Genomic DNA, 20,502 nt, shown 5'->3' on the forward strand with positions numbered 1-20,502 from the left:
TTATGATTCTTGCCTTACCGGGGCTCATCGCCACGCGGTCTGATATAGGCGCGAGGCCCGCTGTTGCCTGAAGGGCGACCAGCTCCCGGACGTGGCTGCGATGGTCGTTCGGCTTGCGGGGGACGGGGGCGCTCGCCTTGTGGCGGGCGTGGACGGTCCGGTCTGTTATAGTCCGGACGACGGTCGCGGTCCCGATAACGGTAATCGCGGTAGCGCGAGTCCCGATAATAGCGCGGGTAATTGCGGTAATAGCCGCCGCTGTCATAAACGACGCCAGTGCCGATATAGCTACCCTGCACATAATATGGGTCGTAATAACCGCCGCCATAATAGCCTTCGGACACGCACCCGGTGAGTGTCAGCCCCGATATGCCAATGCCGACGGCGATCAGAAGTGATTTTAATGACATGGCTGTCGCTCCTTGAAAGGCCGAAAACGGTCCAGAATGTAACGCACCATTTTTCAGCGAACCCTATTCAATTGGTAGTATGCCGAAAGCGTTTCAAGCGGCAAAATCAATAAAGATTGCAGAATGATAGCTATATTCTTTTTTGCTGTTCTCTCACACCTTGGGATACCTATTAGCATTGGCTTGGAGCACATGTTCCGATAATTCCTGGCCGGAATAAATAAACAGCCGCCCACAGGGGGCGGCTGTTTAGTGTGAGCCTTGATTGTCTCAAAGCCGATCTTAAGAATTACTTGCCTGCATCTTCAACTTTGCCGGCAATTTCGGTGAACTTTTCACTGATGGTCGAGCCGAGGGTGGTTGCGCCACCGATGATGACAACTGCGATCAGAGCGGCGATCAGACCGTATTCAATAGCGGTTGCACCGGATTCATTTTTGCGAAAACGCGAGAAAAGCTTGGACATGTGTTGCTCCTGAGACTCTGCTTTTATTAGCTGGTCGTCTTGACCTGGGGACAAATTACACGGGCAATTCTTTTTGCGCTCTTAAGTTGCATGGTAAACAGAAGATAAGCGCTGTGTATGCTTAATAATTTGCTGAATTAGCAAGCTTGACGCCACTGCATTAAAATTAAGGAGGGCTGTGCCATAAGCGAAAGGCCAGACGAACAAAAACCCCGCACTGGGCGGGGTTCGTTTTCGATAGGGTCGGAGCTTACTTGGGAAGCTGCGCGCCAGCCTGCTTCACGGCGTCAGCCATGGTCTGGCATAGCTTTTCTTCGGAAACATTCTGCGCCTTTGCGCTGGTGGCAATATCCTGTTCCATACCCATGGCGGAAACCTTGCCCTGCTTGCCGGTTTCTTCCGCAGCTTCAGCCTTGGAGGTGTCGGCCGGAGGAGGGATCATTCCAAGCAGCTTGTTCTGGATTTCAATAGCTGCACCATCGGTATAGCCCTTGTCCTTGCAATAGGTCAGCACACCCAGCTGATTGCGGGCGGCATTGTAGGCCATTTCCATCTGTTCAGGCGTTGCCTGTGCAAAGGCGGTGGCAAGATTTGCCCCGAGAAACAGGCCGGTCAAAGAAACACGAACGATATTTCGCATTATAATTCCTCTCCATGATTCAAATGCACGGAGAGATAATGCGATTTTACCAATTGGGAAAATTCAAGAAAGATTAATTAGTGAAATGTAATATAATAGAATTAAATTCTTCCAATATTTATATCGACGTCATATTTGCCTTTTAGGCTCATTGCGCCGCTGTGCCTAAGCCGAGATACACTATGTTTCGGTGACCGGTATCGGGACAAGCCCGGTTTCATTGAAGCTCAGGAACATTCGCTCAGCTGGCTAAATTATAGGGGCTGATCGCTTGTCAAATTCGGTCGTTTTGAGAAAATGGTCGAAACTGTGAGAATTGACGAAATTTGCTCTTGCGCTTGGCGCGCGAATTGCCTAAACGGCTCTCACGCGACTGACAAATCAGTCGGGCGATTAGCTCAGTTGGTAGAGCGCTTCGTTTACACCGAAGATGTCGGGAGTTCGAGTCTCTCATCGCCCACCACTTATCTCCCTGAAAATATAAAATATTTCCTGCTTGAACGCAGACGTGCTGCAGTCGCAGAAGTTTCGCGCCGATAGCCCTCTATATTGGCGTTCGCGCAGGGGGCCTGCCACAGAGGCGCTTAACGCGGCTAGGTATTAATCATTGATTCCGGGCATCAGAATATGGGCGTTTATGGCGGGCAGAACACGCGCCATAACCGTAACAGATTGATTGCAGATTGCGTTAAACCGAGCTGACCTTAATGAAGTCCGCCGACCCCGAGATGCTCTTCGACGGCATGATGATCGTCGGACAATTGTTTCGATGTCCCGGACCAGGCAATGCGACCGCGCTCCAGAATGATGACGTGATCGGCGAAATCGAGCGCGCTTTGGATGCGTTGCTCGACAAGCAGGATTGTCATGTCGCCTTTCTGCGCCAAAGCCGAGAAGGCTGCCATCAGCTCTTCGCATATAACCGGTGCGAGGCCTTCAAGTGGCTCGTCCAGCAGCAGTACCGTCGGCTTGCCGAGAATGCTGCGTGCCGTCGACAGCATCTGCTGCTCGCCGCCGGAAAGCTGCGAGCCGAGATTGCGGCGGCGTTCCTTCAAGCGAGGGAACATCGCATAGGCTTCCTCAAGCGCGTCCTTGGGGCGTTTCTTCAAACCGACGAACAGATTCTCTTCCACGGTAAGAGTAGGGAAGACGTCGCGGGTCTGGGGCACATAGCCAAGACCGGCAAGCGCCCGGGCAGCTGACGGCAGCGTCGCGATATTCTGGCCGCCGAGCAGGATTTCGCCGCCATAACGGCGGGTCTGTCCTGCGATGGTCGCGAAGAGACTTGTCTTGCCGACGCCATTGCGCCCCAATATGGCCAGCCTTGAGCCGGGTTCCGCCTTGAACGACACATCTTCGATAACCCGCGTCGGGCCGTAGCCGGAAGAGAGGTTGCGGATTTCAAGCGAGGCTGCACTCATTGCGCATAGCTCCCCAGATAGGCTTCACGGACGCGCGTATCCTGCACGACATCTTGCGGCAGTCCGTCGAAAATGACCGTGCCTGCAGCCAGAACGACCACACGTTTTGCGAAGCGGAAAACCAGATCCATGTCGTGCTCGATCATGAGAACGGCCAGATCGGCGGGCAGGCGATCAAGCGCTTCTTCGATGCGGCCTGTATCGCTTTGCGGCACACCGGCAGCCGGTTCGTCCAGCAGAAGCACTTTGGGACGCAGCGCCAATGCCAGCGCGATTTCCAGCAATCGTTGCTGGCCATAAGCGATCTGACTGACACGCAGCTGGCTGAGCGGTAACAGGCCGAGTGTGTCGAGAATATCGCGCACCTCATCCATCACGCCCGGCATTTTATGATAGTCACCGAGAATGCGCCCCGTCTTGCCTTCGCGCTGCAAAATCGCAAGCGCGACATGCTCCTCTGGCGTCATATCGAAGAAGAGGCGCGTGACCTGAAACGAACGCACCAGACCGCGCCGCACGCGCTGCATGGCGTTGAGCTTCGAGACATTTTCGCCGCCCAGTGTCACCGTGCCCGAGGTTGCCGGAAGGTTGCCGGTCACGAGATTGACGAAGGTGGTCTTGCCTGCACCGTTCGGCCCGATCAGGGCGACGCGGTCGCCCTTGGCCATGCTGAGCGAAACGTCGTTTGTGACCGCCAGACCGCCGAAATTCTTGCGCAGTTTTGAAACTTCAAACACGGTGCTCATGCGTTGCGCGCCTTCCGCTTCTCGAAATAATGGACGGAGGTGCCGTAGAGACCGCGTGGGGCGAAAAGCACCACGAGGATCAGCAATGCGCCAACCATGGTAAGCCAGTGGAACGGATTGGCCGCAGAGACCAGATCTTCAAACCACATGAAGACGACGGTGCCGATCAGTCCGCCAAACAGTGTGCCTGTGCCGCCCAGAACCAGCATGACCAGCGCTTCCGCCGACATGGTGAAGCTGAGGCTATCCAGTCCCACAACCTGTGTGGAAATGGCGTTCAGCGCGCCGCCGATACCGGCAATAGCGCCGGAGATGACATACATACGAAGCTGTGCCGAATGAACCGATGCGCCCATGGCATGGATGCGGATCGGGTCTTCCTTCACGCCACGGCACAGCATGCCGAAAGGCGAACGCACGACATAGCGCAGGAAAATGAAAGAGATGAGCAGCAGGATGACGCCATAAATATAGACGGTGTGCCCATAGAGATCGAATTCGAAGACACCGAAGATCGGATCCGGTGAAATGCCGCTCAGACCGTCGCTGCCGCCTGTCCACTCGGATGCCTTGTTAGCGGCTTCATGGAAAAGATGCACCACGGCAATCGATAGAACGAGCTGCGCCAATCCGTGCGCGCGCAAAATGACGACACCGGAAATCAGCCCGGTGATAGCGCCAGCCACAAGGCCGACCAGCGTCATGAGCAGCGGATCGGTCACGCCAAAATGCGCTGCGGCAATGCCAGCGCCATAGGCGCCCGCGCCGAACAATGCGGCATGACCGAGCGTTGCGATGCCGCAATAGCCGGTGACGAGATCAAGCGAGAGCACGAGAAGCGCGATGGCGATGATGCGGGTCAGCAGCGCCAGATTGTCAGGAAACAGGAACCAGCCGATGACGCTGGCCACAATGATGGCGATGACGCCGATCAGACCTGCATTGGACTTGCGGGTTTGGGGGAGGGTTTGCGACATGTCGGTCATTTCTTGGCCAACCTTCCGGCAAGGCCGCGTGGAAACAGGGTAACGATCACGATCACCGCCAGATAGAAGAAGAATTCGCCATATTCAGGCGCGAGATAGCGTCCCGTTGTGTCGATGGCTCCAAGCAGGAGACAGGCGATGAGAGCGCCCGGAATGGAACCAGCGCCGCCGACAGAAACGACCACGAGGAACGTCACCATATAGCGCAGCGCATAATAGGGCTCGACCGGCAGCAGTTCTGCGCCGACGACACCGCCAAATGCAGCAAGACCGATAGCGAGTGCAAAGCTGACCGCGTAGACGATTTCGGTTCGAACGCCGAGGGCAGCGGCCATATTGGCATTATCGACCGCAGCGCGCAGTTTCACGCCAAAGGCGGTACGTTCGACGATATACCAGAGGCCGACTGCAACGGCGAGACCGCAGCCAATCGCGAAAACGCGGTGCTTGGCGATAGAACGGAAGCCGAGATCAATCGAGCCGTGCAGCATTTCCGGCAGCGGAATGGTCTTTAACGTCGGGCCGAAAATATAGTTGGTCAGGCCGATGATGCAGAATGTGATGCCGATGGTCATCAGAACCTGCGTCAGCTCCGGCGCACCATAAATGCGCCGATACAGCAGCCGTTCCACGGGCACCGCGATGATCATCGTGCCGATAACGGCGATGATGATAGCGAAACCGTAATTGAGGCCAAGCTGGTGCGCGGCATAGGAGGCGAAATAGCCGCCGATCATCGCAAAGGCGCCATGCGCCAGATTGACAACGCGCATCAGGCCCATGGTGACGGAAAGGCCGATAGAGATGACGAAGAGCACCATGCCATAGGCAAGGGCGTCGATAGCAATGCTGAGCACAGTCTGCATTGAGTAATCCTATTGGAGCATTCCCAGCAAAAGTGCGTAGCGGTTTTGCGTAGGATAATGCGTAAAACAAATAGATAAAGCGGTTCCACGATTCCGTTTTAACCGGAACCGCTCTAGACTGTTTCTCTGGCCCGAGACTTAGAGAAAGTCGCTCCCGGAAATGATCCGGGAGCGCAAGTGCCTCATATTCTATCGAATAAGAGGCGGGCTGAACCATGAAGCAGAAGGATTACTTGGCCTTGAGGCCCGGGTCGCCCTGCTTCTCGAAGGTCTGGATTTCCTTGTTGTAGTAGGTGCCGTCATCCGCCTTGGCGACTTCACGCAGATAGATATTCTGCGTCAGGTGACGGCTTTCCGGGTCGATGGATACCGGGCCACGCGGGCTGACCCATTCCATGCCCTTAACGGCTTCCACAGCCTTTTCCGCATCCTTCTTGCCGCCGGTTGCCTCGATCATCTTGTAGATGACGTGCATGCCATCATAGGCACCGACAGACGGGAAGGAGAGTTCGGCAGGATTGCCGATTGCCTTGCGGGCTTCTTCGACGAACTTCTTGTTCTCAGGAGAATCGTGCGAAATCGCATAGTGGAAGGTGGTCAATACGCCCAGCGCCGTTTCGCCGAGAGCGGGAAGGTCGGATTCCTGCGTCAGGTCGCCCGGCGCAAAAAGCTGTACGCCGCCATTTTTTAGGCCGTTATCGACGTAGGCTTTCATGAAGCCGAGCGTGGTGGGACCAGACGGTAGAAAGGCGAAAACGCCCTGCGCACCGGAATCCTTGATGCGCTGCATGATCGGACTGAAGTCATTGGTGGCAAGCGGCATGCGAATGGCTTCGACCACTTCGCCGCCAGCATCGGTGAACGCGGCCTTGAAAGCATTTTCTGCATCAACACCCGGACCGTAATCGCTCACCACGGTAATGACCTTCTTCACGCCCTTGTCGAGTGCCACTTTGGCAATAGGCGTGGAGGTCTGCCAGGTCGTGAACGACGTGCGCACCACATAGGGGCTCTTGGTCACGATTGCGGACGTGGCGGCATTCATCACCACCATCGGCACATTGCCCTGCTTCAGGATGGGCGTGACAGCCATGGCATCAGGCGTGAAGTAGAAGCCGGCCAGATACTGAACGCCTTCCTTGACGACGAGTTCCTGTGCCAGCGCCTTCGACTGAGCCGGATCTGCCTGCGGTACGTCGCGATAGACGACTTCCACCGTATCGTCGCCGATCTTGTTACCGTGCTCTGCCATATAGGCATCGATACCGGCCTTGAAATTCTTGCCCTGAATGGCGAATGGTCCCGAAAACGGGCCAATAACGCCAACCTTAACCACATCGGCATAAGCCGCCGATGCGGTGAGCGACAAAACCGCCAATGCGGTGAGTGCTAATTTCTTCATATTCTCCTCCCAGTTGCCCACCATTCCCGCGCCTGACCGTCGCAGCGCCACAGGGAATGACCTTTCTCCAGAGCGCGTTCCGATCTGATGCTATCAGCTCGGTGCGTCTCAGCTTTCGCTCTAACGCGCATCTTTTCCGAAAACCGTTTTACGCCTTTCGGGATGCGCAATAGAATGTCGATCTGATTGTTTATGTAAAATGATATTGTTGGTCGAAATCATAACTGATTGGTTATGGGAATGTCCAAATAAGAAATGAATCGACGCCGTTGCGCACAGACTTTCTTGGGAGGATTTAAGTCGGGTATATCCTCACGTGCAAGCCTGATGCGCATTGATAAGCATGAAGGCGCACCACGTAAGAACAAAGAAGCGCGCCGGATGTTAGATTGCTTATATTTAGAATGGCAATCCTACGTAGTTTTCAGCCAATGCAGTCGATGCCGCATGAGAATGGCTGATATAGTCCAGTTCCGCTTCCTGCACCTTCTGGTCGAAGGCTTCCATGTCGGGGAAACGATGCAGCATCTTCGTCATCGACCATGAAAAGCGTTCTGCTTTCCAGATGCGCGCCAGCGCCTTGACCGAATAGGCATCGATGCCCGCCGCTGATTTATCGAGATAAAACTCGCGCAGACCTTCAAACAGGTAGTGCACATCGCTCGCCGCCAGATTGAGGCCCTTGGCGCCTGTCGGCGGCACGATATGGGCGGCGTCGCCCACAAGGAACAGTTTTCCGAAGCGCATCGGTTCGGCAACAAAGGAACGGAGCGGGGCTATGGACTTCTCGAATGAAGGGCCTGTGACCAGGGCTTCCGCGTGATTTTCGGGCAGGCGGCGGCGCAATTCATCGTAGAACCGGTCGTCGCTCCAATCTTTGATCTTTTCGTCCAGCGAGCACTGGAGATAATAGCGGCTGCGGGTTTCCGACCGCATCGAGCAGAGTGCAAAGCCGCGTTCGTGATTGGCATAGATCAGTTCATGATCGACCGGCGGGATATCTGCCAGAATGCCAAGCCATCCAAACGGATAAACTTTTTCGAAAGAGGTAATCGCCTTTTCCGGTACCGATTTGCGGCTGACGCCGTGATAACCGTCGCAACCGGCGATGAAATCGCAGTCGATGCGGTGCGTGACGCCGTCTTTCTCATAAGTGACATAGGGAGAAGACCCGTCGAAATCATGCGGCGTGACGTTTGATGCTTCATAAATACCGACAGTACCGGATTTGTGTCGTTCATCCATCAGATCGTGCGTCAGTTCCGTCTGGCCATAAACGGTCACGCGTTTGCCGGTCAGGGCATGAAGGTTGATGCGGTGATCTCGCCCGTCGAAGGCGAGCGAGAAGCCGTCATGTGGCAGGCCTTCGCGATGCAGGCGTTCAGCAGCGCCCGCTTCTTCCATCAAACGAACGGTGCCTTCTTCCAGCACACCAGCGCGCACCCGGCCAAGAATATAGCTTTCGCTGGCGCGGTCGAGAATGACATTGTCGATACCGGCGCGCGTCAGGAGCTGTCCGAGCAGAAGACCCGACGGACCCGAACCGATAATGGCGACTTTGGTGCGCATGATTTCCTCCCAACGCAACGAATGCCCTTTATTCTTTGAAACAGCCTCAAACTGGCAATGGATTCTTGCTGCAATAAATTGTACAAATCGAACACAGTTGAAGAGGAAGAATGATGCGCATAGACGTTCCAACCTACGAACTCTACGGGGAGGGAACCGACAAAAAGCCGGATTTCTGGCTACATTGCGAAACGCTTTATTCGCGATCCAGCCTGCATCAGTTTGAAATCGAACTGCACCGCCACGAGAATTTCTTTCAATTCCTGTACATTCAAAGCGGAGCGGGCAATGCCAGTTTCAATGGCGTGGTTCATAGTTTCCGCACGCCGTGTGCTATACTGGTTCCACCCGGATTCAATCACGGGTTTTCATTCTCGCGCGATATTACCGGCCATATCATTACGATTCTGCGCCCGCAGATGCCCTTTGTCAGTGACCGTCCGGGGGGCGCTTTTGCGGCTTGGCTCAATGGGCCGCGCCTTGTCGAGATGGAGGACGCTCCTGCGGAAGATTGTGCGCTCGCAGCTTTGACGGTCAACCGGATCCAGACAGAATTCCATTCCAGAAAGCCATATAAAAACAGCATATTGGAATCCATGCTCAAGACGATGATCGTCCTCGTCTCGCGTCCGGCATTGAGCGAGCTACAGGCTGAAGACGGACGCCCGGCCTATAGCGATGCACGCGTTGAAAAGTTTCTTGAGCTGATCGACCGGCATTTTCGGGAGCACCGTCCGGTGGCCTTTTATGCCGATATTCTGGGCCTGTCGCCAACCCATCTCAACCGGCTGGTGCGAAGGCTGACGGGCGAAACGACACAACATATGATTGCACATAAGCTGATCGATACGGCCAAGCGCGACCTTATTGCAATGCCGTCTTCGGTCCAGCACATCGCTTATTCGCTGGGGTTTTCAGATCCCGCTTATTTCTCACGGTTTTTTCAGAACTTCACCGGAGAAACGCCCCGCAGCTTCCGTTTGCGCGAACGTGCGCGGCTGGCGGAAACAGTCCATGCTGACTGACTTGCACTTTTGAGACAGGTGCTCCGGCGGGCAGGCTCATACTGTCATGGAGTTTGCCGATAAGACGCAGATCAAAGGTCTTTGAAAGCCTTGATCTGCGTCTCATCTTTTATTTAGGCAAGGTCAGCGGGCAGCACATCCGCCGGGATGTTCTGATAGCTGACGGGGCGCAGGAAGCGACGGATGGACATGGTTCCGACGCTGGTCGCGCCGAAATTGGTGCTGGCCGGGTAGGGGCCGCCATGAACCATCGAATCAACCACTTCCACGCCGGTCGGGAAACCATTGGCCAGAACGCGTCCGGCCTTGCGCTCCAGAACTGGCAGAAGCTTGCGCGCGTCTGCGGCGTCATCCTTGTCCATATGCAGGGTAGCGGTCAGCTGGCCTTCAAAGCCCTTGGCCAGATGCACCATGTCATCGACCGACTTGACGCGAACGACAACACCCAGCGGACCGAACACTTCCTCACCGATGGTATGGTCGCCAAGGAAAGCTTCCCCGGTCGTCTCATAGAGATTGGGTGAGGCTTCGCGGCCCTTGCTTTCGGTGGTCAGCACCGGCTTGACGGAGTTGCGGCTGTCGAAATGCGCCTTACCGTCCTGATAGGCCTTGGCGATACCATCGGTCAGCATGACCTGCGGCGCAACCTTTTCGAGAGCGTTGCGGGTTGACTGCACAAAGCTGTCGGCTTCCGAGCCATCGATAACCACGGCAATGCCCGGATTGGTGCAGAACTGACCGGCACCCATGGTCAACGATCCAGCCCAGCCTTCGCCGAGCGACGAGGCGCGTGCCTTCATGGCTTCCGGCAGCAGGAACATCGGATTGACCGAGCCAAGCTCGCCGAAGAAAGGAATCGGTTCCGGACGCTGTGCGCACAGATTGAACAGAGCGCGGCCACCGCCAAGCGAACCGGTAAAGCCGACTGCTTTGATAAGCGGATGCGTGACGAGTGCTTCGCCGACCTTGCGGTCACCGCCCTGAATGAGGCTGAACACTCCCTTCGGCATGCCGGTCTTGGCAATGGCGGCCTGAATAGCGTCAGCGACGATTTCGCCGGTGCCAGGATGGGCGGAATGGCCCTTCACAACCACCGGGCAGCCTGCGGCAAGAGCAGCTGCGGTGTCACCACCAGCAGTCGAGAAGGCGAGCGGAAAGTTGGAGGCACCGAAAACGGCGACCGGGCCGATCGGGCGCTGCATCAGGCGGATTTCCGGACGCGCTGCAGGCTTGCGGTCGGGCAGGGCCTCATCGACGCGACGGTCGAGATAATCGGCCTTGCGAATATGATTGGCAAAAAGGCGCAGCTGGCCGGTGGTGCGTCCGCGCTCGCCTTCAAGACGGCCGGTCGGCAGGCCGGTTTCCTGCGTACCGATTTCGGTGATGGCGGCAGCACGGGCTTCAATTTCGTCGGCAATGTCTTCAAGGAAGAGGGCGCGTTCTTCGCGGCTTGTATAACCATAGGTCCAGAAAGCGTCTTCCGCTGCTTCGCAGGCGCGCGCTACCAGAGCGGGCGTACCAACCGCGAATTCATGCGATGGACCTGTTGCCGGTGTTGAAGCGAACGTTGTCTTCCCCGCAACCCACTCGCCAGCTATCAGGTGTTGTCCATGGGGTTTCCAGCTCATCTCAATTCCTTTCCGCTTGCTATTGCAGCAAGTCAGCCTATCGCGGCGCGATCTACATATTATCCCGATCCATTTTTCTGCACGCAGGGGCGGCTAAAAGGATCAGTGCAGCATGGATACATGGAATGGAATGAATTGTCGCCTGAGTCAGTGCTTTTGCTGGCATTATGAATCACAAGATGCGGTGAACTGGCAAATATGCCAAAGCACCATGTGATTCACCACGCTGGATGGCCTCTTCTCGGTGGCTGGACGGAGCGATGTGGATAACAGGATGTCTTTGAAAAGGCCGGGAAAACCGGCGTTTTGAAAGAAAGGCGAAAATTCTTTTGCTTTCTTTTCAGCACTTGCTTGACACTTGTGTGCGAACCCCTTAAACGACCGCTCACACCGACGGAAACGACGGTGGTGACTGAAGCCTACGGGCTGAAAAAATGCGCGGGTGTAGCTCAGTTGGTTAGAGTGCCGGCCTGTCACGCCGGAGGTCGCGGGTTCGAGCCCCGTCACTCGCGCCACTTTCCTTCAACACAATCAAATGTACTGTTGAATTGAAAGTGGCGCTCCACGCCTTTTCATTCCTTTCCCTTTTCGTACTTCATATCGCGCAAGCCTTTGCTCGTTCTTGCGCCAAGGGCCTATTCACACAGCCTGCTTGCAGGGTGTTTCGCACAGTCTGTGTATGAATTGCAGAATATCGCAATTCTTCTCCAAACATGCGCTTGACACTTGTGTTCGAACCCCTTAAACGACCGCTCACACCGCCGGAAACGACGGTGGTGACTGAAGCCTACGGGCTGAAAAAATGCGCGGGTGTAGCTCAGTTGGTTAGAGTGCCGGCCTGTCACGCCGGAGGTCGCGGGTTCGAGCCCCGTCACTCGCGCCACTTTCCTTCAACACAATAAAATGCACTGTTGAATTGAAAGTGGCGCTCCACGCCATTTGCCGAACGTCTTCCCAGAGATAGCAAAAAATACCGTACAAACATGTGCAGGCGGATTTGACCCGTCGGCTGGTTCGCGTCGGTATTTGAGCAAGCGCTCTTTTATCGGGAGAATTGTTTCCAGGAGAGGTAGGCGACCGAGAGAATGATCGCGCCGATCACCAGAAGGTCGCCGCCGGCGAGCAGAAAATGCTGCATATGTGACCTCCCTTCGATTCTGATTCCAAGCAATGTCCTTATGATAAAGTCTGTCCTGCCGATCTGAAGGCATGGCTTGGCGCACTGCGAGGGTGCCGGACTATTTCCATTCTCCATATTGCTGCCTGCACGAAAGAAATTTTGCGCGTCTCACGGCGTGGCGTTTTCGGACGCTGCATTTGCGATGTTGGGGGAGGGAGATCAATTTGTCGCGGCGCGCTTATATTTATCTCTCGTTCTGCGGCGCGGCGAACGGCATGCGGGCGTACTTTATTTATAGAGGCGATGATTCTCTTTGCTGTTGTCAGCGAGAATGCATCGTGAGACATTGCCTCACAAAATTATGATCTTACTGTGCCATCATGGGGCTGAACGGGTTCAGCCGGGTTATTCGGGCCTGAGGCGACGCCTTATTAAGCATCTCGACCCGACTATGCCCACCTGAAGGCGCTGGAGGGGTTGCGCTTCAACGCGGGCTGCGCTAACCGTCCCCGCGAAAGCGCTTAGTTCGCACGGCATGCCTTTTGAAGCTGCTTGGGGCGACGAGGTTGCAACAGATGCAATGTGTCGCATGGTCGTGGGCTTCAAAAAGCTTATGACAGGCGGCGCAGCCTCGTATTCAAGCCGGATAAAGGATCATGAACGAGCTTTTAAGTTCCTATTTGCCGATTGTCATCTTTCTCGGCATCGCAATGGTAATCGGTGTAGCCCTTCTGGTTGCGCCGTTCCTCGTCGCATATAGACAGCCAGACCCGGAAAAGCTTTCAGCTTACGAGTGCGGCTTCAATGCCTTCGATGACGCCCGTATGAAATTCGACATTCGTTTCTACCTCGTGTCGATTCTCTTCATCATCTTCGATCTTGAAGTCGCCTTCCTGTTTCCGTGGGCTGTGTCCTTCGGTTCCATTGGTTGGTTCGGCTTTGCGTCGATGATGCTGTTCCTTGGCGTCCTCACCATCGGCTTCATCTATGAATGGAAGAAGGGAGCGCTGGAATGGGATTGACCACAGCCAACACCACACTCGTGGCTCCGCAGCCGAAGGGCATTCTTGACCCGCGTACGGGCAAGCCTGTCGGCTCCGACGATGCTTTCTTCAACGATCTGAACAGCGAACTGTCCGACAAGGGCTTCATCGTCACGTCTGCTGACGCTCTGATCACCTGGGCGCGTACCGGTTCGCTGATGTGGATGACCTTCGGTCTCGCATGCTGCGCTGTGGAAATGATGCACATTTCCATGCCGCGCTACGACGCCGAACGCTTCGGTATCGCACCGCGCGCGTCTCCGCGTCAGTCCGACGTGATGATCGTTGCAGGCACGCTGACCAACAAGATGGCGCCCGCTCTGCGCAAGGTCTACGACCAGATGCCTGAGCCGCGCTATGTGATTTCGATGGGTTCCTGCGCCAATGGCGGCGGCTACTACCACTATTCCTATTCGGTGGTTCGTGGCTGCGATCGCGTGGTTCCGGTCGATATCTATGTGCCTGGCTGCCCGCCGACCGCGGAAGCTCTGCTTTACGGCATCCTTCTTCTTCAGAAGAAGATCCGTCGCACGGGTACGATCGAGCGTTAATCCGGTCTCCGGACCGGTTTGCGCCATACAGGTTTTGTTAGGGTTCGACTGACACCGCCGCGCGGGATTTCTCCCAAAAGTCTCCCAAGGCAAGTGCAGTGTGAGTTCTAAATAAGGAAGTTAGGGAAATGAGCGAAGAAGCTCTCGGTGAACTTTCCGGCTACATCAAAGAACGCCTCGGCGATGCAATCGAAGAGGCGAAGCTGGCCTATGGCGAGCTGACGCTTTGCGTACCGGTGACGAGCCTTATCAGCGTTCTGACCTTCCTGCGTGACGATGTGCAGTGCCAGTTCGTCAATCTGACGGACATTTCCGGCGTTGACTATCCGCAGCGCGCCAATCGCTTCGATGTGGTCTATCAGCTGATGTCTCCGCGTCAGAACCAGCGCATTCGCGTCAAGGTTCAGGCCGATGAAGACACGCTGGTTCCGTCGGCGGTTTCGGTTTTCGTGGGTGCCGAATGGTACGAACGCGAGGCTTACGACATGTATGGCGTGCTGTTCTCCGGCCACCCGGATCTGCGTCGCCTTCTGACCGACTACGGTTTCGAAGGCCATCCGCTGCGCAAGGATTTCCCGCTGACCGGTTTTGTGGAAGTGCGTTACAGCGACGAGCTGAAGCGCGTCATCTACGAACCTGTCGAACTGCGTCAGGAATTCCGCAATTTCGATTTTCTCTCGCCATGGGAAGGGACGGATTACGTCCTGCCGGGCGATGAGAAGGCAAAGACGAACTGAGCGACGGGAAGCTGAACATGGCTGAGACTCAGGTCCGCAATTTCAATATCAACTTTGGTCCGCAGCACCCTGCCGCGCACGGTGTGCTGCGTCTGGTGCTTGAGCTCGACGGCGAAGTCGTCGACCGCGTCGATCCGCATATCGGTCTGCTGCATCGCGGCACCGAGAAGCTGATGGAAGCCAAGACCTATCTTCAGGCTGTGCCTTATCTCGATCGCCTCGACTACGTGGCGCCGATGAATCAGGAGCACGCTTATGCGCTCGCCGTCGAACGCCTTATGGGCATCGATGTGCCGAAGCGCGGTCAGCTGATCCGCGTTCTCTATTCGGAAATTGGCCGTATCCTGAACCACCTGCTGAACGTGACCACGCAGGCCATGGACGTTGGCGCATTGACGCCACCGCTCTGGGGCTTCGAAGAGCGTGAAAAGCTGATGGTGTTCTACGAACGCGCGTGCGGCGCACGTATGCACGCTGCTTATTTCCGTCCGGGCGGCGTCCATCAGGACCTGCCGGATCAGCTCGTGGAAGACATCGGCAAATGGATCGATCCGTTCTTCACGACGCTCAACAATCTTGATGACCTCATCACACCGAACCGTATTTTCAAGCAGCGTAACGTCGATATCGGCGTGGTCTCGTTGGAAGATGCATGGGCATGGGGCTTCTCGGGCGTCATGGTTCGCGGTTCGGGCGCTGCATGGGATCTGCGCAAGTCGCAGCCTTACGAGTGCTACAACGAAATGGAATTCGATATTCCAATCGGTAAGAACGGCGATTGCTACGACCGCTACCTGATCCGCATGGAAGAAATGCGCCAGTCGGCCCGTATCATGCGCCAGTGCGTTGATCTGCTTCTCGGCAAGGAACGCGTTGGTCCGGTTTCCAACACCGACAACAAGATCGTGCCGCCGAAGCGCGGCGAGATGAAGCGTTCGATGGAAGCGCTCATCCACCACTTCAAGCTTTACACGGAAGGCTACCATGTGCCTGCCGGTGAAGTTTACGCAGCAGTTGAAGCCCCGAAGGGCGAATTTGGCGTCTTCCTCGTCTCGGACGGCTCCAACAAGCCTTATCGCTGCAAGCTGCGCGCTCCGGGCTTTGCCCATCTTCAAGCCATGGATTTCCTGTGCCGCGGCCATATGCTGGCTGACGTGTCGGCAATTCTTGGCTCGCTCGATATTGTGTTTGGTGAGGTTGACCGCTGATGTCCGTTCGCCGTCTCGCAGATGATGCCGTCCAGCCAGCCGCTTTCGCGTTCAACGCGGAAAATCAGGTCTGGGCGCACAAGACGATCGCAAAATTCCCAGAAAGCCGTCAGCAGTCGGCTGTTATTCCGTTGCTCATGCGTGCGCAGGAGCAGGACGGCTGGGTCACGAAAGCTGCCATTGAACATGTAGCAGCCATGCTCGACATGCCGCTGATCCGCGTTCTGGAAGTCGCAACTTTCTATACGCAGTTCCAGCTGAAGCCGGTTGGCACGCGCGCTCACATTCAGGTTTGCGGTACGACCCCGTGCATGCTGCGCGGTTCGGAAGCGCTGATGGACGTGTGCCGTCACAAGATCAACCACGACCCGTTCGAGACCAATGCCGACGGTACGCTGTCGTGGGAAGAAGTCGAATGTCAGGGCGCCTGCGCCAATGCGCCGATGGTCATGATCTTCAAGGACGCCTACGAAGATCTGACGCCGGAACGCCTTGCTGAAATCATCGACGCTTTCGAAGCTGGCAAGGGCGACACCGTCAAGCCGGGTCCGCAGGAAGACCGCGTGACGTCTGAGCCGATCAACGGCCTGACCTCGCTGACCGAAGATCCGGACTACAAGAAGATCGGCCTCGAAACCCGCAAGGCATCGGATGCCGCGACTGCCAAGGCGAAGGCCGAAGCGGAAGCAAAGGCCAAGGCGGAAGCCGAAGCCAAGGCTGCTGAAGAAAAGGCCGCTGCGCCGTCCAACGCTGCAAAGCCGGTCACCAATGCGCCTGAAACCGATCCGGCTCTGAAGACGCCTTCGGACGTCAAGGTGTCGAAGGCCGCCGAGAAGGCCGCTTCGGTGGATACGAAACAGTCATTCAAGCTCGACGATACCAATCGCCCGGTCGCCATGGAGCGCCCGGAAGCCGTTGACGATCTGAAGCTGATCTCCGGCGTTGGCCCGAAGATTGAAGCAACCCTGCATGAGCTGGGCATCTTCACCTTCAAGCAGGTTGCTGCCTGGAAGAAGGCCGAGCGCGAATGGGTTGACGGTTATCTCAGCTTCCACGGTCGCATCGAGCGTGAAGAATGGGTGAAGCAAGCCAAGGCTTTGGCCAAGGGCGGCGTCGAGGAATACATCAAGGTATTCGGAAAGAAGCCGGTATGATGACTTCGATATTCGCAAACACGAACGGAAACAGGTGAGACATGCTGGCTGATAAAGATCGCATCTTCACCAATATTTACGGCTTCAAGGATCGCTCCCTCAAGGGTGCTATGGCTCGCGGCCATTGGGACAACACCAAGGGCTTCATCGAGAAGGGCCGTGACTGGATCATCGACGAGATGAAAGCGTCGGGCCTGCGTGGCCGTGGCGGCGCTGGCTTCCCGACGGGTCTCAAGTGGTCGTTCATGCCCAAGCAGAGCGACGGTCGCCCGCATTATCTCGTCGTCAATGCCGACGAATCCGAGCCGGGCACCTGTAAGGACCGCGAAATCCTGCGCCATGATCCGCATACGCTGATCGAGGGCTGCGTGATCGCCGGTTGCGCCATGGGTGCACACACCGCTTATATCTATATCCGCGGCGAGTTCATGCGTGAGCGTGAAGCCCTGCAGGCAGCGATCGACGAATGCTACGATGCCGGTCTGCTTGGCAAGGATAACAAGTGCGGCTGGGATATGGACATTTTTGTCTCCCACGGCGCTGGCGCTTATATCTGCGGTGAAGAAACCGCGCTGCTCGAAAGCCTTGAAGGTAAGAAGGGCCAGCCGCGCCTGAAGCCGCCATTCCCGGCCAATATGGGTCTGTATGGTTGCCCGACCACCGTGAACAACGTGGAATCGATCGCGGTTGCGCCGACGATCCTGCGTCGCGGCGGTGCATGGTTCTCGTCCATCGGTCGTCCGAACAATGTCGGCACCAAGCTGTTCCAGGTTTCTGGCCATGTGAACACGCCTTGCGTGGTGGAAGAAGGCCTCGGCATTCCATTCCGTGAACTGATTGAAAAGCACGCTGGCGGCATTCGCGGCGGCTGGGACAATCTGCTGGCGGTTATTCCCGGCGGCGCATCGTGCCCGGTCATCAAGGGCGAAGACATGATGGACGCCATCATGGATTTCGACGGCATGCGCGACAAGAAATCGTCGTTCGGCACCGGCGGCCTGATTGTCATGGACAAGTCCACGGACATCATCAAGGCGATTGCCCGTCTGTCGGCGTTCTTCAAGCATGAAAGCTGCGGCCAGTGCACGCCGTGCCGTGAAGGTACCGGCTGGATGTGGCGCGTCATGGAACGTATGGTCAAGGGTAACGCGCAGAAGCGCGAAATCGACATGCTGTTCGACGTGACCAAGCAGATTGAAGGTCACACGATCTGCGCGCTTGGTGATGCGGCTGCATGGCCAATTCAGGGCTTGATCCGCAATTTCCGTCCGGAAATTGAAAAGCGCATTGATGATTACACACGCAACGCCGTGCAGAGCCGTAATATCCGTCTGGAAGCAGCGGAATAAGGCTTAAACGAGTTGCGTTGAGCCTGCCCGGGTAGGGAAGGCGGAAAAGTTTGACGTCTAGATTGCGGCACGAGCCGCAGGTTTGGAAAAGCGATGGCAAAGATCAAGGTTGACGGCACAGAGATCGAAGTACCCGATCACTATACGCTCCTTCAGGCTGCCGAAGCCGCAGGCGCGGAAGTGCCGCGTTTTTGTTTCCACGAACGGCTTTCCATCGCTGGAAACTGCCGTATGTGCCTGGTTGAAGTGAAGGGTGGACCGCCGAAGCCGGCAGCATCCTGCGCTATGGGCGTGCGCGATCTGCGTCCCGGCCCGAATGGCGAAGCCCCTGAAATCTTCACCAACACGCCGATGGTCAAGAAGGCCCGTGAAGGCGTGATGGAGTTCCTGCTTATCAACCACCCGCTGGATTGCCCGATCTGCGATCAGGGTGGCGAGTGCGATCTGCAGGATCAGGCAATGGCTTTCGGCACCGACGGTTCGCGCTATCGCGAGAACAAGCGCGCTGTCGAAAACAAATATATCGGTCCGCTCGTCAAGACGGTAATGACGCGCTGCATTCACTGCACGCGCTGCGTCCGCTTCACGACCGAAGTTGCAGGCATTTCCGAACTTGGCCTCATCGGCCGCGGTGAAGACGCCGAGATCACCACCTATCTCGAACGCGCCATGACGTCGGAACTGCAGGGCAATGTCATCGATCTTTGCCCGGTTGGCGCTTTGACCTCGCGTCCTTATGCGTTCCAGGCGCGTCCATGGGAACTGAACAAGACTGAAACCATCGATGTGATGGATGCGGTCGGTTCCAACATCCGCGTTGACACCCGTGGCCGTGAAGTGATGCGCGTCATGCCGCGCGTCAATGAAGCGGTGAACGAAGAGTGGATTTCGGACAAGACCCGCTTCATCTGGGACGGCCTGCGCACCCAGCGCCTCGACCGCCCTTATGTTCGCAAGGATGGCCGTCTGGTCGCCGCGAGCTGGCCGGAAGCCTTCTCCGCTATCGCTGCCAAGGTTTCTGCAACCTCTGCCGACAAGATTGGCGCTGTTGCAGGCGATCTGGCTTCGGTTGAGGAAATCTACGCACTGAAGAACCTGATGGGTTCGCTCGGCTCCGCCAATATCGATAGCCGTCAGGATGGCGCAGCCCTCGATCCGGCACTGGGTCGTGCAAGCTATCTCTTTAACGCGACCATTGAAGGCATTGAAAACGCTGATGCTCTGCTCATCATCGGTTCCAATCCCCGCGTTGAAGCTGCTGTTCTGAACGCTCGCATCCGCAAGCGTCAGCGCATGGGTCATTTCCCGGTCGCTCTGATCGGCGAACAGGCTGAACTGCGCTACGAATACGAATATCTCGGCGCCGGCGCAGATACGCTTGGCTCGCTTGCCGCTGGCAAGAACGCTTTCCGCGATGTGTTGGCCAAGGCTGAACGTCCGCTGATCATCATCGGTCAGGGCGCGCTCACCGGTGAGAATGGTGCTGCGGTTCTGTCGACCGCCGCCAAGCTCGCTCAGGACGTCGGCGCGATCAAGGATGAGTGGAACGGCTTCTCCGTTCTGCACACTGCCGCTTCGCGCGTTGGCGCTCTGGATCTCGGCTTTGTGCCGGGTGAGGGCGGCAAGGCAGCTGGCGATATGCTGGGCAATCTAGATGTCGTGTTCCTGCTCGGTGCAGACGAACTCGACATGACAAGCAAGGGCTCAAGCTTCGTCGTTTACATCGGTACGCACGGCGATGCCGGGGCGCATGCCGCCGACGTGATCCTGCCGGGCGCAGCCTATACGGAAAAGTCGGGCACCTGGCTCAACACCGAAGGTCGCGTGCAGCTTGGCAGCCGCGCCGGTTTCGCACCGGGCGAAGCGAAGGAAGATTGGGCAATTCTGCGTGCTCTTTCCGATACGCTCGGCAAGCGTCTGCCGTTCGACTCGCTCGCACAGCTTCGCGCCAAGCTCTATGCGGACTACCCGCACATGCTGGCCATCGACACCATCACGCCTGCTTCCGCCGACGATCTCGTTGCGCTGGCAGCTAAGACCTCCAACCTGGGCGGCGGCGCTGCGTTCGTTTCCCCGGTCAAGGACTTCTACCTGACGAACCCAATTGCGCGCGCTTCCGCCGTCATGGCCGAATGCTCGGCGCTCGCGGCTGGCGGCTTCCAGCAGGCTGCCGAGTAAGCG

At 56.6% G+C, this 20,502-nt stretch carries 18 protein-coding genes and 3 tRNA genes; 11 read left to right on the plus strand and 10 right to left on the minus strand.

What is annotated here, in order from left to right; translation table 11 throughout:
• Positions 1-14 precede the first annotated feature (14 nt).
• The 3 genes from FHW00_RS06785 to FHW00_RS06795 all read right to left on the minus strand — a co-directional run bounded on the left by FHW00_RS06785 (position 15) and on the right by FHW00_RS06795 (position 1,516).
• Complete coding sequence (locus FHW00_RS06785; protein ID WP_440630354.1) at positions 15-410, minus strand: hypothetical protein; 396 nt, start codon at positions 408-410, stop codon at positions 15-17.
• Positions 411-699: 289 nt separating this feature from the next.
• On the minus strand, positions 700-876 hold the full coding sequence (locus FHW00_RS06790; protein ID WP_078340533.1) for a Flp family type IVb pilin: 177 nt from the start codon (positions 874-876) through the stop codon (positions 700-702).
• A 250-nt stretch (positions 877-1,126) separates the two neighbouring features.
• A complete protein-coding gene (locus FHW00_RS06795) occupies positions 1,127-1,516 on the minus strand; it encodes a pore-forming ESAT-6 family protein (RefSeq protein WP_078340534.1) in 390 nt (129 codons plus the stop codon).
• 387 nt (positions 1,517-1,903) lie between these two features.
• Between FHW00_RS06795 and FHW00_RS06800 the strand changes: the two genes are divergently transcribed.
• A tRNA-Val gene (locus tag FHW00_RS06800) sits at positions 1,904-1,979 on the plus strand.
• Between the two features lie 241 nt (positions 1,980-2,220).
• On the opposite strand, the gene FHW00_RS06805 is transcribed toward FHW00_RS06800, so the two are convergent.
• From FHW00_RS06805 to pobA, 6 genes are all read right to left on the minus strand, one after another.
• Complete coding sequence (locus FHW00_RS06805) at positions 2,221-2,937, minus strand: ABC transporter ATP-binding protein (RefSeq protein WP_078340535.1); 717 nt, start codon at positions 2,935-2,937, stop codon at positions 2,221-2,223.
• Positions 2,934-3,683, minus strand: a complete 750-nt coding sequence (locus FHW00_RS06810) for an ABC transporter ATP-binding protein (protein ID WP_078340536.1) — start codon at positions 3,681-3,683, stop codon at positions 2,934-2,936. Before FHW00_RS06810 ends, FHW00_RS06805 begins: the two co-directional genes overlap by 4 nt.
• Entirely contained in the window at positions 3,680-4,669 is a 990-nt protein-coding gene (locus FHW00_RS06815; protein WP_078340537.1) for a branched-chain amino acid ABC transporter permease, read from the minus strand. The genes FHW00_RS06810 and FHW00_RS06815 overlap by 4 nt, the downstream gene beginning before the upstream one ends.
• The gene (locus FHW00_RS06820; RefSeq protein WP_078340538.1) at positions 4,666-5,535 is read right to left on the minus strand and encodes a branched-chain amino acid ABC transporter permease; all 870 of its coding nucleotides are present in this window, start codon (positions 5,533-5,535) and stop codon (positions 4,666-4,668) included. Before FHW00_RS06820 ends, FHW00_RS06815 begins: the two co-directional genes overlap by 4 nt.
• A gap of 229 nt (positions 5,536-5,764) precedes the next feature.
• Complete coding sequence (locus FHW00_RS06825) at positions 5,765-6,937, minus strand: ABC transporter substrate-binding protein (protein WP_078340539.1); 1,173 nt, start codon at positions 6,935-6,937, stop codon at positions 5,765-5,767.
• A gap of 399 nt (positions 6,938-7,336) precedes the next feature.
• A complete protein-coding gene (pobA, locus tag FHW00_RS06830; RefSeq protein ID WP_078340540.1) occupies positions 7,337-8,506 on the minus strand; it encodes a 4-hydroxybenzoate 3-monooxygenase in 1,170 nt (389 codons plus the stop codon).
• Positions 8,507-8,619: 113 nt separating this feature from the next.
• Between pobA and FHW00_RS06835 the strand changes: the two genes are divergently transcribed.
• Positions 8,620-9,531, plus strand: coding sequence for a helix-turn-helix domain-containing protein (locus FHW00_RS06835; protein WP_078340549.1), 912 nt, complete (start codon positions 8,620-8,622; stop codon positions 9,529-9,531).
• Between the two features lie 113 nt (positions 9,532-9,644).
• Here the strand turns inward: FHW00_RS06835 and FHW00_RS06840 are convergent, their stop codons facing one another.
• Positions 9,645-11,159, minus strand: a complete 1,515-nt coding sequence (locus FHW00_RS06840; protein ID WP_182514640.1) for an aldehyde dehydrogenase (NADP(+)) — start codon at positions 11,157-11,159, stop codon at positions 9,645-9,647.
• Positions 11,160-11,597: 438 nt separating this feature from the next.
• Here FHW00_RS06840 and FHW00_RS06845 point away from each other — a divergent pair.
• From FHW00_RS06845 to nuoG, 9 genes are all read left to right on the plus strand, one after another.
• A tRNA-Asp gene (locus tag FHW00_RS06845) sits at positions 11,598-11,674 on the plus strand.
• 291 nt (positions 11,675-11,965) lie between these two features.
• Positions 11,966-12,042, plus strand: a tRNA-Asp gene (locus tag FHW00_RS06850).
• An 893-nt stretch (positions 12,043-12,935) separates the two neighbouring features.
• Positions 12,936-13,301 (plus strand): NADH-quinone oxidoreductase subunit A, encoded by a 366-nt coding sequence (locus tag FHW00_RS06855; RefSeq protein WP_078338422.1) that lies wholly within the window; start codon positions 12,936-12,938, stop codon positions 13,299-13,301.
• The gene (locus FHW00_RS06860; protein ID WP_078338423.1) at positions 13,292-13,873 is read left to right on the plus strand and encodes a NuoB/complex I 20 kDa subunit family protein; all 582 of its coding nucleotides are present in this window, start codon (positions 13,292-13,294) and stop codon (positions 13,871-13,873) included. Before FHW00_RS06855 ends, FHW00_RS06860 begins: the two co-directional genes overlap by 10 nt.
• A gap of 128 nt (positions 13,874-14,001) precedes the next feature.
• Positions 14,002-14,610 carry an NADH-quinone oxidoreductase subunit C gene (locus FHW00_RS06865; RefSeq protein ID WP_078338424.1) on the plus strand — a complete coding sequence of 203 codons (609 nt, stop codon included), beginning with the start codon at positions 14,002-14,004 and terminating at the stop codon, positions 14,608-14,610.
• Positions 14,611-14,627: 17 nt separating this feature from the next.
• Positions 14,628-15,818, plus strand: a complete 1,191-nt coding sequence (locus FHW00_RS06870) for an NADH-quinone oxidoreductase subunit D (RefSeq protein ID WP_078338425.1) — start codon at positions 14,628-14,630, stop codon at positions 15,816-15,818.
• The gene (locus FHW00_RS06875; protein ID WP_078338426.1) at positions 15,818-16,972 is read left to right on the plus strand and encodes an NADH-quinone oxidoreductase subunit E; all 1,155 of its coding nucleotides are present in this window, start codon (positions 15,818-15,820) and stop codon (positions 16,970-16,972) included. Before FHW00_RS06870 ends, FHW00_RS06875 begins: the two co-directional genes overlap by 1 nt.
• 41 nt (positions 16,973-17,013) lie before the next feature.
• Entirely contained in the window at positions 17,014-18,321 is a 1,308-nt protein-coding gene (nuoF, locus tag FHW00_RS06880; RefSeq protein WP_078338427.1) for an NADH-quinone oxidoreductase subunit NuoF, read from the plus strand.
• 93 nt (positions 18,322-18,414) lie between these two features.
• On the plus strand, positions 18,415-20,499 hold the full coding sequence (nuoG, locus tag FHW00_RS06885; RefSeq protein ID WP_113533533.1) for an NADH-quinone oxidoreductase subunit NuoG: 2,085 nt from the start codon (positions 18,415-18,417) through the stop codon (positions 20,497-20,499).
• Positions 20,500-20,502: the final 3 nt, after the last annotated feature.

The organism is Ochrobactrum sp. P6BSIII (genome assembly GCF_014138065.1).
Classification (GTDB): domain Bacteria; phylum Pseudomonadota; class Alphaproteobacteria; order Rhizobiales; family Rhizobiaceae; genus Brucella.